Below are 15,320 nucleotides of genomic sequence, written 5' to 3'. Positions count from 1 at the left end.
GCCAGCCCAGATATTGATGCTGGTTCATTGCGCTACCTCCAAATCCAGGCCCAGGGCTTTGAGCATGGTCCCCAGCTTGGTGCCGGTCTCGGCCCACTCCATGGCGGGATCCGAGCCCGCGACGATGCCGGCGCCGGCAAACAGCTCCACCTGATGGCCATCGAGCACGCCACAGCGGATCACCACGGCCCACTCGCCGTTGCCCTGGCTGTCGCACCAGCCGACGATGCCGCTGAACAGGGCGCGCCGGAAGGGCTCCTGCTCGCGGATAAACTGGCGGGCGAGTTCGGTGGGATAACCGCACAGGGCCGGGGTGGGATGGAGCTGGCAGGCCAAGGAGAGCACCGACGCCTCGCCGCCGTGCAGCCGGCCGGCGATGGGAGTGCCCAGATGCCAGAGGGTATCCGTGCTCATCAGCGAGGGGCTGGACGGTATCGCCAGCTCGCGGCAGTGGGGGGTCAGCACCCGGCGGATCTCGTCGATCACCAACTTGTGTTCATGCTGATCCTTGCGAGAGGCCAGCAGATCCCGGGCCACCATTTCGTCTTGCGCCGGCTCGCTCGCCCGTCTGGCGGAGCCCGCCAGCGGGTGAGTGAACACCTCTCCCCCGCTGACCCGCAGCAGCAGCTCCGGACTGGCGCCGAGCAGGCGGCGGCCCTGGCCGAGCGGCAGGGAGAAGTGGAAGGCGTGGGGATTCTGGGCCATCAGACGGGTCATCACCCGCTTAGGATCGGCGGGCTGATGCAGGGTGAGTGTCAGCTTGCGCGACAACACCACCTTGGACAACCGGCCTTGTGCAAACGCATCCAGCGCCGCGCTGACCGAGGCCTGGAATTCGCTGGCCGGCGGGGTGCTCTGCACCGAGATGACCCGATTGGCCTCGACGGTCTGCTCGGCCGCTGTCACCGATGACGGCTCTGTCGGGGCCAGTTTCTCGCCCCGCTTATAGCTGCCGGGCACATAGAGGCAGGAGGCCTCCGCCGGGTCGAACGCAAAGGCACCGATCAGCAGGGGGTTGCTCTGGCCGGCGGCGCTGGCCGCGGCCAGCGCGTCGGCAATCTGTTGTTCCAGCAAAGGCCATTCACAGGCGGGGGTGGTGATAGGCTGGCCCAGGTCAGTGGCACTGATCGTGCCCTGCCCCGAGGTAAACAAGAATTCGGGCGGTGACGCAGCCTGGGCAGGCGCGCTATTTTCCATCACAAGAGTATCCACGTTACACCCTCAAATATGATTCAAAATGATAATGATTATCAATTTGTATTTGTGCGGCGGTAAAATACTCGCTTTGAAATCCCCCGGTCAATGGGATTTTTATGCCGATAAAACTGGAACTTATCTGTGGATATTGCCCGTCGTGGCCCGCCGTGCAGGGCCGACCCCTCTTGCCCGTATGAGCACCGCTGCCAACATCCCATATGAGGCTGCGACAAAAACCGCGGACTCACCGCCCGCACTGGCAGCAAGCGCCATTTACCCCTAAGATGGCGCCATCTTCATGACCATTGTCTCAACCCACGGGATCCTCGATGTTAAAGCACCTGCTTCTGCTCCCCCTCAGCCTGCTGCTGGCGGCCTGTTCACTCACCCAGTACAACGTCAGCGAAGGGGAGATCAACCAGTACCTCAAAGAGAGGGTCGCCTTCGAAAAACAGCTGGGGATCCCCGGCATCATGTCGAGCAAGATCCGCCTCGATGAGATGCAAAGCCGCATCGGTCGCCGCCAGGCTGACCGGATCGAGCTGGATGCCGCCGGCGATCTGCAGGTGATGAGCCCGCTGGGCAGCCAGCAGATGAAGATCCGCTTCTCCCTGAGCGCCCGTCCCGACTACGTGGCCGAGCAGGGGGCCATCTATCTGCGCGATCTCGAGCTGCTCTCGGTCAAGACAGAGCCGGCCGACGTGGGCACCGCCCTCACCCCGCTGCTGCCCACCTTCAACCAGTCGCTCTCGCTGTTCCTCTCCCAGACCCCCGTCTACCGGCTCGATGGCAGCCGCCAGAACGAGGCGCGGATCAAGGAGAAGGTCGAAGCGCTCAAGGTAGAGCCGGGTCGACTGGTGATCCCCTTCAAACTGATGTGATGCCTGCCGCCGCGCCCCTCTTCTCTTCAACCCCAGGGGCGCGGTTTTTTCTTCTCAAGCTCCCCCCTTTGCCTCATAATGCACACCATTCTCATTTAGATTCATGAGAAGCGTCATAATAAAATCAAACATATGGTGAGAAGGGACATGAGAAAAACCGTACTGGTCCAGGCGATCGCCTGCGCCCTCCTGAGCGGCGCCGCACACGCCGCCGTCAAGGTAGAAGACAAGACATTCAACACCGCTGCCAACATGCTGGCCTACACCGAATTCGAGCTCTCCGGCGAGCCGCTGGCCGAAGCCCTCGGTCTGGATCTGGATGTGCTGGACGCCAACCGCGCCGACGAGCCTACTCCGTTCGACTTCGCCGCCGGCATCGAATCCTATGAATACTCCGAAGAGGCGATGTACGCCCTCAACTATCAATCCGGCATGGGCCCGCACCTGGTGAACGGGCCGCAAAACCTGGCCCGTGGCGGCACCATGGCCACCCTCGGCCAGCGGGTACTGGCCATGGCCGATGCGGTCGGCTTCCCGGCCGATGAAGTGCCGCAAGGCATGTATCCTCTCTCCCTGCCCTACGCCTCCGCCAACCCGGAGTTCACGCAAGCCGTGAACGCCACCCCGGTCAACGGTGACCAGATCACCATCAAGACCGCCAAGGGCCACGAGAAGAGCGTCAAGACCCAGGTACCGGCCTACTTCCGCGACTACGCCACCCTGCGCTGGAGCGGCAGTGACAACCTGCTGGTGCCTGCGGCCGTGGGCGGCATCCTACTCAAGGAAGTGATGTGGTCCCAGGACTTCCTCGGCGGCATGCACGTGGCCGAGACCGATGAAGAGGTGGAAGCCGCGTCCGCCACCATGGATCAGGACGGCAAGCACAAACTGGGCGTCTCTGCCGCCGACGGCTTCAACGGCATGATGCTGACCGAGCAGTCCATCGACAAGCTGGCCATACTGCAGGGTCAGCTCGGCTTTGACGGCAAGCAGCTGGGCGCCAAAATCACTCCGCAATACGATCCGGCCAAGGGCATAGTCTACTTCCCTCATCAGGTGAAAGTGACCGAGACTGCCAAGAACGAGGTCGGCGCCATCGGCAAGCTGGAGGTGGTTGATGGCTCCGCCCAGCTGCGCGACGCCTGGATGATGCTGTGGCCGCTCTCCGAGTTCTACGCCTTCACCGATCAGCGCAGCGCCAACACCAACCAGAACCCGGCCTTCCACGCCGTGTTCGACGGTGCCCCGTTTGCTGCCGCACCGGCCGCCAACAAGGGCAGCGATGCCGCCAAGCTGGTAGCGGGTGACGATGCCTTCTCCCTGGCGCTGAACCTCTCCGGCATGGTGTTCAAGAACCTCAATGCCCTCCACTTAGAGCCCAAGGCCGGCACCCTGGTGGACAGCTGGCAAGCAGGCAAACAGGGCAAGCACGTCACCACCTTTGACGCCGCCTACAGCCTGGTCGCCCTGCAGATCTTCCAGCGCGCCCAGGATGCGCTGCCAGTCGGTTACGCCGCCGGTGACAATGGCGAGCTGAACCTGAAAACCGCCCAGGGCCAGCAGGCGCTGGTGCTCATTCGCCAGCAGGCCGACTTCATCCTGGCCAATCTCAAGGGCAAAAATGGGCTGGTGCACGATGGGATCACCCTGGGTGGCAAGCTCGATGCCGGCCAGTCCATCGACGCACAATTTGCCGCCATCCGCGGCCTGACCGCCGCCTTCCTGGCCACCTCGGATGCCAAGTACCGCACCGCGGCGCGCGAGCTGTTCATCGCCGCCGACAAGGCCTACTTCAACCAGAAGGCCGGTACCTGGCTCGCAGGCAAACAGGGTGAATACACCCCCTGGACCCAGGCCGCCATCTCCGGCGCCCTGCGCTCCGCCATGCTGAACCTGCGCAACGAAGGCAGCGAGAAGGCCCCGGCGCTGGAGCTGGCCCAGCTGACCCAGCGCTACGTGAGCTGGTTCCGTGGCACCGTCAACGGTGGCATGCAGATGGCCGAGTGGATCGGCGACTCTGGCGAGAACGTCATCGAAGGGGCCGGTGGTGACACCGACGAAGATGGCGTCCCGCAAGTCACCGCCGCCGGTGGCAAGCACGGCACTGCCATGGTGATGGCCGCCAAGGCGCTGATCACCGAGAAATAATCGGCCGCCCGGCTGAACAGAGAAAGGGAGCCATATCGGCTCCCTTTTTAGTTGTGGAGTCTGGCGTTGGCAGTGACATCACTCAAGCTTGGCCAGCATCTCCTTGGTCACCAGCACGATACCCTGCTCGGAGCGATAGAAGCGGCGGCTATCCTCGTCCGCATTCTCCCCCACCACCAGGCCATCTGGCAGCTTGCAGCCCTTGTCCACTACCACCCGCCGCAAGCGGCAGCCGGAGCCTATCTCTACCCCGGGGAAGATCACCGCCTGATCCAGGGTGCAGAAGGAGTGCACCCGCACATGGGTGAACAGCACCGAGTTGAGCACGAAGGAGCCGCTGACAATCGACCCCCCCGCAAACATGGAGTTGATAGTCATGCCGTGCTGGCCGTTGCGGTCCTGCACGAACTTGGCCGGCGGCGTCATGGTCTGGCTGGTCCAGATGGGCCAGTTTTCGTCATAGATGTCGAGCTCGGGCACCACGGAGGCGAGATCCATGTTGGCCTCCCAGAACGAATCCAGGGTACCCACGTCCCGCCAGTAGGGTTTCAGCCCCTCCTTGGCTCCCACGCAGGACATGGTGAACGGGTGAGCAAACGCCTTGCCCTCCCCCACGATGCGCGGGATCACGTCCATGCCGAAGTCATGCTTGGACTCCTGGTTGTGGATGTCCTCCTCCAGCAGCTGATAGAGGTACTCCGCCTCGAAGATGTAGATGCCCATGGAAGCCAGGGAGACGTGCTCGTTACCCGGCATGGCGGGCGGATTGGCCGGCTTCTCCACGAAGGCGCGGATCTTGCGCTGCTCGTCGATGTCCATCACCCCGAAGGCGGAAGCCTCCGCCCGCGGCACCTCGATGCAGGCCACCGTCACCTTGGCGCCAAGGCGCACGTGATCGAGCAGCATGGCGGCATAGTCCATCTTGTAGATGTGATCCCCCGCCAGCACCACTATGTATTTGGGGCCGTAGTCACGGATGATGTCGACGTTCTGGTAGATGGCGTCGGCGGTGCCGCGATACCAGTGCACCTCGTCCACCCGCTGCTGGGCGGGCAGCAGGTCGATGAACTCGTTCATCTGGTAGCGCAGGAAAGACCAGCCCGATTGCAGGTGACGCAGCAGGCTGTGGGACTTGTACTGGGTCACCACCCCGACCCGGCGAATGCCTGAGTTGATGCAGTTGGAGAGCACGAAATCGATGATGCGGAACTTGCCGCCAAAATGGACGGCAGGCTTGGCGCGGTTGTCGGTCAACTGCTTCAGGCGACTGCCCCGTCCCCCCGCGAGCACCAAGGCCATACTCTGGTTCAATAGTTGCCGTGCTTTGGCAGTATTTACGGGTTCTAACAACATAATTACCTCTGCCTTGTTTTGATCCATTCTCGATTCATCTTCGCCTGTTTCCGGCGTCATGAAAGTGGTTTCACTCACATTTAACTGATTTCAATTGGCCCTTTTCCAGGAGTTGAGCGGGATCGCATGCTTTGCGATGCGAGCTTGGTTAGAATTTCAGCATCAACGACATCATCAAGGATGACACCATGTTGAACAAGCTCGGGAGCAACCAGTTGATGGTGATGGCTCTCATCTGTGCTCCCCTGCTGTTGCTGCAGGGGCTCTGGCTCGCCTTCGCGAGCACGCCGCTCACCCTGCTGCTCATCCTCGCCACCAGCCTGCTCGGCTTTGGCCTGCTGATCCGGCTGGTGATGAGGCTGCAACAGGCGGATCGGGAGAGGCAGGAGCAGGTGTGGTGCCGGGCGCTGCAACTGCGCGACCCCACCTGCCTGGAGACCCCGACAGCCCAGGCCGCCCTGCAGCAACTGCTCGCCCACTTCAACGAAGCCGAGCTCGATGCCCACCGCCAGATCAGCGAACTGCACAATCAGGCGACCCAGGACGAGCTGACCCAGCTGCAAAACCGCCACGCCTTTCGCCGCGACATGACCGAGCTGCTGCAGCGGGATCAGGATACCCAGACCGCCACCCTGGTGCTGGTCCGCGCCACCGAGCTTGGCAAGCTCAACGCCCAGCGCGGCTTTCAGTCGGGGGATGCCTACATCAAGGATATTGCCAATCTCATCAACAAGGTGGTGAGCCGCTTTCCCGGCCATCAGGTCTACCGTATCTCGGGAGCAGACTTCGCGGTACTGGTACGGCCGGAGGCCAACATACCGCCTCCCCTGCTCGGGCGGGATCTGAAGATCGCCTTCGATCACTACCAGCAGCAGCACGAGCTGGAGAGCGCCGCCTACTCCGGGCTGACCCGGCTCAGCAGCGGCCAGAAGATAGAGGCCATTCTGGCCCGGGCGGATCTGGCGCTGGCCCGCGCCCAGACCGAGACGGTCAACGGCTGGGCCATCCAGCAGGATGACAACGTGGTGGAGCTGCAGGGGCAGCATCACTGGAAACTGGTGCTGACCGAGCTGCTGGAGCAGGAGCGGATCGACTTTACCTATCAGCCAATCCAGCCCATGCACCGCAGCATGCTGGCCTACAACGAGATCTACACCCGTTTCAGCAGCGCCGACGGTACCGTGCTGCCCACCGACACCCTGTTTGCCATGGCCCAGCGGCTGGACATGGTGATGCGGCTGGAACAGATGCTGGTGATCCACGTCATGCGCCAGTACCGGGCCTTTGGCTCGAATCAGAGTCGCTGGGGCATCAACCTCTCCAGCAATCTGCTGCAAAACAGCGCCTTTCTGATCTGGCTGGACCGACAGCTGCTCAACGACCCCAACACCAGCGCCAACCTGGTGTTCGAGCTGGATGAGGAGCATCTGGAGCGCAACCTGACCGGGGCCAAGCGGGTGTTCGAGCTGCTCAGACGCAACGGCAGCCGCTCCGCCATCTGCAACTTCGGCAAGGGGATCGGCTCGTTCAATCTGTTTCGCGAGCTCAAGCCCGACTACATCAAGCTGGATCCCGCCCTCATCACCGGGCTGGAGCAGGATCTGACCAATCAGCAGTTCGTGCGGATGATCGTCGACGTGTCACACCGGATGGGTTGCCAGGTGATTGCGGAAGGGGTCGAGCAGCTGGGCCAGAAGCAGCTGCTGCAGGGCATGTATGTGGACGGGTTGCAGGGCTATCTCATCGCCAGGCCCCAGCCGCTTCGGCCGGACATCAGCCAGCTCGGGCTCTTTACTGAGGATGCTTCAACTTCAACAGAGTCAGAATGATGTCGTTGAGCTGGCGATAGCGCTCCAGCTCCTTCTGATCGTAGCGGGTCGCCAGGGCGGTGGGATTGTGGCGATTCTTGAGGTAACGGTTGATCTGCAGCCGGTTGAAGCCAGCCACCTGATAGACCTGCCCCAGCAGGGCATTGAGCTCCTCATGTTCAAGACCGGCCTTGGCGAGGTAATTCTCCTGGGCCGGGCTCTCCAGCTGGCAGCTCTGCTTGGCGATGCGGCCGGTCTCCTGCAGATAGCTGAGCCACTGCTCCAGATAGAGCGGCTTGCAGCCCGCCAGCAGATTGAAGAAGCCCACCGCATCGCAGCGGCAGTCGGTCAGCAGCAGTACCGCCAGTCGATCGTCATCACAGTGAAAGGTGACGGGGCCGCTCTGTCCCCAGTCCAGCGCCTGGACCCGGATCTCGGCCCGCTCCCCCGCAGCGCCGGTGACGTCGAATACAAACATGGCTCCTCCCGCTCGGCAAAAGGTTGATGATGGACCATCCCTTTGGCGGGTGCAAAGGCAAATCGCCTTTTCATTCAGTATTCTGCAAGCCGGCCATAAAAAAACCGACATCCTCGCGGATATCGGTTCTCGTCACGCGGGCCAAGGCCCGGTTCAATGCAGCCTGGTTCAGGCGTCCAGTTCCACCAGCGCCTTGGCCAGCTCGATGGGTTCGAGCTCCTGCCCTTCCAGATCGGCGTTCCAGTTCGGGCCGACCAGCACGTCGTCTTCGTCCAGATCGTTGATCCAGATGTCGAGGAACTCTTCCAGCTCGATCACTTCCGGCTCGTAGTCGGCCCACTCGTCCACGCAGTGCAGACGGGCGTCCTCTTCGGCGGACCAGAGCGGCATCACGTCCGCATCTTCGAACTCGGCAGAGCGGCAAACCACCCAGTCTTCACCGTAGCGCAGACCCCACACCTGACCCGACTCGCGGACTTCTTCGATGAACAGTTGGAAATTGGCGTCAAGATTGTCAGTTAACTTACTCATGGGGCTCTCTCTTTAATCGGGTGCTGCGGCCACGGCAGTGCCGAGTGGCAATGCGGTGGCCAAATGGTGTCGCAAAAGCGACATGGACTCAAGCATCTTGGGGGTTATCACACAAAAAACTGCCCGATGGCGGGTTTTACCTGACAAAACGCCTCCCGAAGGAGGCGTTTTCAGCGCAGAGGGCGGGATCAACGCTCCCAGTACACCTCTTCCAGGCTGTCTTCCTTCTCCGGCAGACCGCGCGACAGGCGCGGGCTGCTCTGGGCCAGCACCTCGTAGCTCACCCGGTTGGCGTATTTGCACACCTGGGAGAGGGAGGAGTAGGTGAGGAACTCGGCCACGTGCTTGGCGGAGTTGGGCACGGCACTGCGGTGATAGGCGTTGGCCACCATGTCGTGCAGCACGGCGGAGAGCGCCCCGTCCCCTGCCCCGTTGGTGTTCTTGATCTTCTCCGGCCCGCCCATGTAGGGGGAGATGTGGGAGTAGATGCGCTTGGGCACGCGGCAGCCGCTGCGGGTCATGGGGCGGCTGAACTCGTACATGTTGAACTCGGGGATGACGCCGGGCAGCAGCGGCAGCGTGGTTTCGCGCTTGAAGTCATCTTCGGTGTAGGCGGCCATGTAGAGCCCCACCGGACCTGCGGTGCAGAGCACCATGTCGGCCCAGTCCAGCGCCTTGTCGGCGGCGGCCAGCGGATCGGAGAAACCGGTCAGAGCCTCGCCCTCTTCCTCGTTCATGGCCAGCACGGTGACGTTCTCGCTGATGAAATCGCGCCACCACTGGGGGTCGGACTCGATGACGAAGCGGGTACCCAGGGTCAGCACCACAGGCACGCCGGCCTCGCGGGCATAGCGCACTGCGGCCATGGCCGCGTCCTTCATCGGAGTACCATCTTCACCGCGCACCAGGTAGGCGGTGATGACCAGGGCGGAGGACTCCTTGATGATCTCCTCGGGGATGTGGGCCACATCCAGATGGTCCATCTTGCCGGCGTTGATGCCAAAGCTGCGTTCGCCCCCTTCGGTGATGAAGGTGAAGCAGCGGCCGACCGGGCCGTCTACCGGTTGCAGGTAGTCCAGGTTGACCCGCGACGAGGTGTTGCACAGATAGCGGTAGGCGTAGCTGCCGATGCGGATATCCTGGCTCATGACGCCGAGCAGGATGGAGTGGGAGTCCGCCAGTACCGAGTAGTTGTGCATGGTGTTGCCGATGGTGCCACCGGCAAACTCGCTCACCACCATGTTGTTGCTCTTGAGCTCGTCGTATATCTGCTCCGCCACCTCGTCGGAGATGAGCATGGAGTGGCCGCGGCTCAGGCCGTAACGCTCGAGAAACGCCAGGTCAACGTGCGCTTCGATGTCGACCAGCGTCTGGTCAATCCCGACCACATAGGCCTTGCCCCGCTCCGAGAGCTCCGCACTCTGGGAGATGAGGGGATCACGACGATCCACTGGAAAGTAGTGTTTGGACTTGCGCTGACCGGGAAATTTCATGGCAATGTTCTTGTGCTCTGGGGGAAAGAGGGGCGGGATTTTAACACAATCCGCCGCGCCGAAAAGTCGCCTGATTAAAATATGAAGTCAGTATAGACACGGGCTGCAGAGGAAAACGTTTACCAAAGCCCATCAAAAAAACCACCTCGCGAGGAGGTGGTTTTGGGGTCGGAGAAGACTCAGCCGGCGGCAAGCCCCTGTGCCAGCGCCAGCACCGAGAAGAGCCCCAGCGCCAGCCAGAACAGCAGGGTGCCGACCAGCCTCGGCAGGTTTGGCGCCTTGGGGATCTGGATGCCGATGGCGTGCAGGATGCGCCCCACCAGCAGCGCCAGGCCGCCGGCATGGAGCCAGAATGCCCCGACCCCCGCCAGCTCGCACAGCGCCATCAACAGCAGGGTGAGCGGCACGTACTCGGCAAAGTTGCCATGGGCCCGGATGGCGGCGCGCATCTCGGGCGCCTCCCCTTCCCCTATCATCACCTTGAACTGGGCGCGGCGCTTGACCACCCAGAAGGAGAGCAACAGGAACAGCAGCCCCAAGAGGCCGGCGTAAATCAGGGTGATATGCATCATGATGACACTCCTTCTCCTTGGATAACGAACAAAACACGGCCCGCTCCGGGGTACGGCACGGGCGGCGTGTCAGTCAGGCCAGCTCGCGGCAGATCAGCGACACCATCATGCGGATGTGGGCCTGATCGCTGTTGAGGGCCGGAATGTATTCAAACTGCTCGCCACCGGCGGCCATGAAGATCTCCCGGTTCTGCACCTGGATCTCCTCCAGGGTCTCGAGGCAGTCGGCGGCAAAGGCGGGGCAGATCACATCGAGCCGCTTGATCCCGGTTGCCGGCAGGCCGCCGATGGTCACGTCGGTGTAGGGCTTGAGCCACTCCTCCTTGCCAAAACGAGACTGGAAGCTGGCGGTCCACTGGCTGGCGTCCAGCCCGAGCGCCTCGGCCAGCAGGGCCGCGGTGCGCCGGCACTGCTGACCATAGGGATCCCCCTCCCGCTCGTAGCGCTCGGGAATGCCGTGGAACGACATCAGCAGGTGCTCGCCCTGGCCGTGCTGCTCCCAATGGCGGCGCACGCTCATGGCCAGCGCCTGGATATATTCGGGGTGAGCATGGTAATCACGAATGAGCCGCACCACCGGCAGGTTGCGCTCTTTTTTCATCGCCCGGCTCCAGCCATCGAACACCGAGGCGGTGGTGCTGACCGAATACTGGGGATAGAGCGGCAGCAGGATCACCCGGTTGACCCCCTTGGCCTTGAGCGCCTGCCAGCCCTCCTCCAGCGAGGGGGAGCCGTAGGTCATGGCCAGCGCCACCGGCACCTCGACCCCTTCGCGCCTGAGCTCTTGCTCCAGCGCCGCGCGCTGCTGCTGGCTGATGACCATCAGCGGCGAGCCCTGCTCGGTCCACACCTGCTGATAGAGCTTGGCCACCTTGGGGGAGCGGGTCGGCAGGATGATGAAGTGGAGCAGCGGGCACCAGAGATAGCGCGGCAGGTCGACGACCCGCTGATCGTGCAGAAACTGGCTGAGAAACGCCTTGACGGCGGCCGTGGTGGGCGCGGCTGGGGTACCCAGATTGACCAGCAAGATCCCGGTTTTCGTGGTCACGTTTGCTTCCTGTCTTTCTGTTGTTATGTCTTATATGCAAGAAAGGGCCCTGTCGGGCCCTTGTCTCAATGGCACATTGCCGCTGGCCCCTGGGGGACGATGGCAATGGCGGGCTTAGCCCAGGATGGTCGCCAGCTGCTTGCTGACCAGTTCCACCGGCTGGGTGCCATCAATCTTGACGTAACGGGTGTTGCCCGCTTCCGCTTCCTTGCCGTAGAAGCCGATGAGCGGTGCGGTCTGCTGATGGTACACATCCAGACGCTTGCGCACTGTGGTCTCTTCGTCGTCGGCACGGATCACCAGATCTTCACCGGTCACGTCGTCCTTGCCTTCCACTTTCGGCGGGTTGAACACCACGTGGTAGGTACGGCCGGAGCCGGAGTGAACGCGACGACCGCTCATGCGTTTGACGATCTCTTCGTCCGGCACGTCGAATTCCAGTACGAAATCCACGGCAACACCGGCGTCCTTCATGGCTTGCGCCTGGGGAATGGTGCGCGGGAAACCGTCCAGCAGGAAGCCGTTGGCGCAATCCGGTTGGGCAATACGCTCTTTGACCAGGCCGATGATGATGTCGTCAGAGACGAGCTGACCTGCGTCCATCACGGCTTTGGCCTTGAGGCCCAGCTCGGTGCCCGCCTTGATCGCGGCACGCAGCATGTCGCCGGTGGAGATCTGCGGAATACCGTGTTTTTCCATGATGAACTGAGCCTGAGTACCCTTGCCGGCACCCGGAGCCCCCAACAGAACAATGCGCATACACGCTCCTATTGATTGGTTATTCAATTCTTGAGAAGGCAAAAAACTACACGGTTTCGCTCATTTCCACAAGCTTGCCCCGTGTGAGTGACTTATTTTTCACCATTTTCCCGTCACGGCAATACGACCATTGGCGCAGATCCGTTTACGAAAAATGAGTGAAAATGCAGCAGCGCTGCACGCAACTGGCGCCCGCCCCAAACGGGGCAGGCGCCAGAAAAGAAAGAGCCCACTGCACGCAGTGGGCCCAAACATCATGCCTGGAGTAACAGACGGTTGATACGGGAGACGAAGCTCGCCGGATCATTGAGCCCGCCCTGCTCGGCCAGCTGAGCCTGTTCATGCAGCAGGGTGACCCACTCGCCGAACAGTGCCTCGTCCTGGATGGTGTCGAGTTTCTTCACCAGGGCGTGGTCGGGGTTCAGTTCCAGAATGTACTTCTGCTCCGGCACCGGCTGACCGGCGGCGCGCATCAGCTTGATCATCTGGGTGCTCATGCCGTGGGCATCGGTGACGATGCAGGACGGCGAGTCGGTCAGACGGTGGGTGACGCGCACCTCTTTTACCGCATCCCCGAGGCTCTGCTTGACCCGCTCCACCAGACCGGCGTTGGCTTTTTCAGCCTCTTCCTGCGCCTGCTTGGAGGCTTCGTCTTCCAGATCGCCGAGATCCAACTCGCCACGGGTGACGGAGACCAGCTGCTTGCCCTCGAACTCGGTCAGGTGGCTCATCAGCCACTCGTCGACCCGCTCCCACATCAGCAGCACTTCGACGCCCTTCTTGCGGAAGATCTCGAGGTGCGGGCTGTTCTTGGCGGCAGCATAAGAGTCGGCGGTGATGTAGTAAATCTTCTGCTGGCCTTCCTTCATGCGGCCAACGTAATCCTCAAGGGACACGGTCTGGGCTTCGCCCTCGCCGGCGGTGCTGGCAAAGCGCAGCAGCTTGGCGATCTCTTCGCGGTTGGCGTAATCCTCGGCCGGGCCTTCTTTCAGCACATTGCCGAACTCGCTCCAGAACTTGGCGTACTTCTCGGCGTCATCCTTGGCCAGCTTGGCCAGCATGGTCAAGACGCGCTTGGAGCAGGCCTTGCGCAGGGAGACGGTCACCTTGTTGTCCTGCAGAATTTCACGGCTGACGTTGAGCGGCAGATCGTTGGAGTCCAGCACCCCTTTGACGAAGCGCAGGTAGGTCGGCATGAACTGCTCGGCGTCATCCATGATGAAGACGCGCTGCACGTAGAGCTTGAGGCCGTGCTTCTGCTCCCGGTTGTAGAGGTCAAACGGAGCGCGGGCCGGCACGTAGAGCAGGCTGGTGTACTCCTGCGCCCCTTCCACCCGGTTGTGACCCCACAGGAGCGGATCTTCGAAGTCGTGGGCGACGTGCTTGTAGAACTCCTGATACTCCTCGTCCTTGATGTCCTTCGGGTTGCGGGTCCACAGCGCAGTGGCGCGGTTGACCTGCTCCCACTCGCCCGGGGTGCCGACGATGGTTTCACCGTCTTCTTCCCGATCCGGGGTACCCTCTTTGAACATCTCTACCGGCACGCTGATGTGGTCGGAATATTTGCTGACCACGGAGCGCAGGCGCCAGTCGTCGAGGAACTCGTCCTCTTCGGCGCGCAGGTGCAGGATGACGTCGGTACCGCGACCCTCTTTAGTCACGTCGGCCACGGTGAAGGAGCCTTCCCCTTCCGATTCCCACTGCACGCCCTGGCCCGGTTCGGTACCGGCGGCGCGGGAGACCACGGTCACCTTGTCGGCGACGATGAAGGCGGAGTAGAAGCCCACCCCGAACTGGCCGATCAGCTGGGAGTCGCGGCCCTGATCACCGGAGAGGTTCTTGAAGAACTCGGCGGTACCGGATTTCGCGATGGTGCCCAGGTGCTCGATCACCTGATCCCGGGTCATACCGATCCCGTTATCGGAGATGGTCAGGGTCCGTTTTTCTTTATCAACCACCAGGCGAACGCGCAACTGGCCGTCGTTTTCGAACAAAGAGGCATCGGAAAGCGCCTTGAAGCGCAGCTTGTCCGCCGCATCGGAGGCGTTGGAAATAAGCTCGCGCAGGAATACTTCTTTGTTGGAATAGAGGCTGTGGGCCATCAGGCTCAGCAGTTGTTTGACTTCAGTCTGAAACCCGTGGGTTTCGGCATGAACGCTTTGGGTCATCGACACTATCCTCAGGCGATTCGGGTTGAACATATTCCCGATCCAAGATGGGGCCGGCGATCGCCATTTCAAGGGGACAAATGCAACGAGCGGTGCGAATGGCGATTTTTGCGCCAATCGAGGCTGTGACCCTATCCTGCGCAAATAAAAAACCCGCCGGAGCGGGTTCTGGTATCGCAGGCTGAGTCGCCACGCAGGGCCTGTTGAAGAACAGACGCTGACTCAATTCAGGGGCTGACCCTGACTCAGTTGAGGGACTGACGCTGACTCAGTTGAGGGGCTGACGCCCCATCAGGGAGTGGGAGAGCGTGGTGCCGTCCACCAGCTCCAGCTCGCCACCCACCGGCACCCCGTGGGCAATCCGGCTCACCTTGACGCCAGCGGCGCGGGCCATGTCGGCGATGTACCAGGCGGTGGCGTCCCCTTCGATGGTGGGGTTGGTGGCCAGAATAAGCTCGCTGATCGCCTCGTCTTTCAACCGTCGCTCCAGGATCTCCAGCCCCAGCTCTTCCGGGCCAATGCCGTCCAGCGGCGAGAGGTGCCCCATCAGCACGAAGTAACGGCCGGAGAACTGGCCGGTCTGCTCGATGGCGGCCACGTCCGCCGGGCTCTCCACCACGCACAGCAGGCCGTTCTCTTCGCGCTTGGGATTGGCGCAGATCTCGCAGCGCTCGTTCTCGGTGAAGGTGCGGCAGTGGCTGCAGTGGCCAATCTCGGTCAAGGCGCGAGAGAGCAGCTGGGCCAGCCGCAGGCCGCCGCTGCGCTCACGCTCGAGCAGGGTAAACGCCATGCGCTGGGCCGACTTGGGGCCGACACCCGGCAGCACCTGCAGGGCTTTCATCATCTCATCCAGCAGCGGGCTGAATTTCATGGGCTTGGTATCC

At 62.1% G+C, this 15,320-nt stretch carries 14 protein-coding genes; 4 read left to right on the top strand and 10 right to left on the bottom strand.

Annotation, left to right across the window (positions count from 1 at the left end; translation table 11 throughout):
- Window positions 1-24: 24 nt before the first annotated feature.
- Complete coding sequence (locus CK627_RS13615; RefSeq protein ID WP_095592608.1) at window positions 25-1,212, bottom strand: isochorismate synthase; 1,188 nt, start codon at window positions 1,210-1,212, stop codon at window positions 25-27.
- A 25-nt stretch (window positions 1,213-1,237) separates the two neighbouring features.
- Between CK627_RS13615 and CK627_RS22620 the strand changes: the two genes are divergently transcribed.
- From CK627_RS22620 to CK627_RS13605, 3 genes are all read left to right on the top strand, one after another.
- On the top strand, window positions 1,238-1,480 hold the full coding sequence (locus CK627_RS22620) for a hypothetical protein (protein WP_157737180.1): 243 nt from the start codon (window positions 1,238-1,240) through the stop codon (window positions 1,478-1,480).
- Between the two features lie 46 nt (window positions 1,481-1,526).
- Window positions 1,527-2,078, top strand: coding sequence for a lipoprotein (locus CK627_RS13610; protein WP_095592607.1), 552 nt, complete (start codon window positions 1,527-1,529; stop codon window positions 2,076-2,078).
- A 147-nt stretch (window positions 2,079-2,225) separates the two neighbouring features.
- Window positions 2,226-4,226, top strand: a complete 2,001-nt coding sequence (locus CK627_RS13605) for a hypothetical protein (RefSeq protein WP_095592606.1) — start codon at window positions 2,226-2,228, stop codon at window positions 4,224-4,226.
- 78 nt (window positions 4,227-4,304) lie between these two features.
- Here the strand turns inward: CK627_RS13605 and glgC are convergent, their stop codons facing one another.
- Complete coding sequence (glgC, locus tag CK627_RS13600) at window positions 4,305-5,579, bottom strand: glucose-1-phosphate adenylyltransferase (protein ID WP_095593504.1); 1,275 nt, start codon at window positions 5,577-5,579, stop codon at window positions 4,305-4,307.
- Between the two features lie 188 nt (window positions 5,580-5,767).
- Between glgC and CK627_RS13595 the strand changes: the two genes are divergently transcribed.
- Window positions 5,768-7,408 (top strand): EAL domain-containing protein, encoded by a 1,641-nt coding sequence (locus CK627_RS13595; RefSeq protein ID WP_095592605.1) that lies wholly within the window; start codon window positions 5,768-5,770, stop codon window positions 7,406-7,408.
- Here CK627_RS13595 and CK627_RS13590 read toward each other — a convergent pair.
- The 8 genes from CK627_RS13590 to recR form a co-directional block, all read right to left on the bottom strand.
- Window positions 7,371-7,865, bottom strand: coding sequence for a hypothetical protein (locus CK627_RS13590; protein ID WP_095592604.1), 495 nt, complete (start codon window positions 7,863-7,865; stop codon window positions 7,371-7,373). The two genes, CK627_RS13595 and CK627_RS13590, sit on opposite strands and share 38 nt — an antisense overlap.
- Before the next feature lie 168 nt (window positions 7,866-8,033).
- The gene (locus CK627_RS13585) at window positions 8,034-8,396 is read right to left on the bottom strand and encodes a DUF2750 domain-containing protein (RefSeq protein WP_005301823.1); all 363 of its coding nucleotides are present in this window, start codon (window positions 8,394-8,396) and stop codon (window positions 8,034-8,036) included.
- Between the two features lie 188 nt (window positions 8,397-8,584).
- A complete protein-coding gene (locus CK627_RS13580) occupies window positions 8,585-9,889 on the bottom strand; it encodes an inosine/guanosine kinase (protein ID WP_005301825.1) in 1,305 nt (434 codons plus the stop codon).
- A gap of 179 nt (window positions 9,890-10,068) precedes the next feature.
- Window positions 10,069-10,461 carry an MAPEG family protein gene (locus CK627_RS13575; RefSeq protein WP_011706317.1) on the bottom strand — a complete coding sequence of 131 codons (393 nt, stop codon included), beginning with the start codon at window positions 10,459-10,461 and terminating at the stop codon, window positions 10,069-10,071.
- Window positions 10,462-10,534: 73 nt separating this feature from the next.
- Window positions 10,535-11,509, bottom strand: a complete 975-nt coding sequence (gene hemH, locus CK627_RS13570; protein WP_157737179.1) for a ferrochelatase — start codon at window positions 11,507-11,509, stop codon at window positions 10,535-10,537.
- Window positions 11,510-11,623: 114 nt separating this feature from the next.
- On the bottom strand, window positions 11,624-12,268 hold the full coding sequence (adk, locus tag CK627_RS13565; RefSeq protein ID WP_005301834.1) for an adenylate kinase: 645 nt from the start codon (window positions 12,266-12,268) through the stop codon (window positions 11,624-11,626).
- A gap of 254 nt (window positions 12,269-12,522) precedes the next feature.
- Window positions 12,523-14,436: a molecular chaperone HtpG gene (gene htpG, locus CK627_RS13555; RefSeq protein ID WP_095592602.1), complete on the bottom strand. Its 1,914-nt coding sequence runs from the start codon at window positions 14,434-14,436 to the stop codon at window positions 12,523-12,525.
- Between the two features lie 268 nt (window positions 14,437-14,704).
- A complete protein-coding gene (gene recR, locus CK627_RS13550) occupies window positions 14,705-15,307 on the bottom strand; it encodes a recombination mediator RecR (RefSeq protein ID WP_010633741.1) in 603 nt (200 codons plus the stop codon).
- Window positions 15,308-15,320 lie beyond the last annotated feature (13 nt).

Source organism: Aeromonas dhakensis (assembly GCF_002285935.1).
In the GTDB taxonomy this organism is placed as follows: Bacteria; Pseudomonadota; Gammaproteobacteria; order Enterobacterales; family Aeromonadaceae; genus Aeromonas; species Aeromonas dhakensis.
This window is presented reverse-complemented; position numbering and strand designations above follow the sequence as displayed.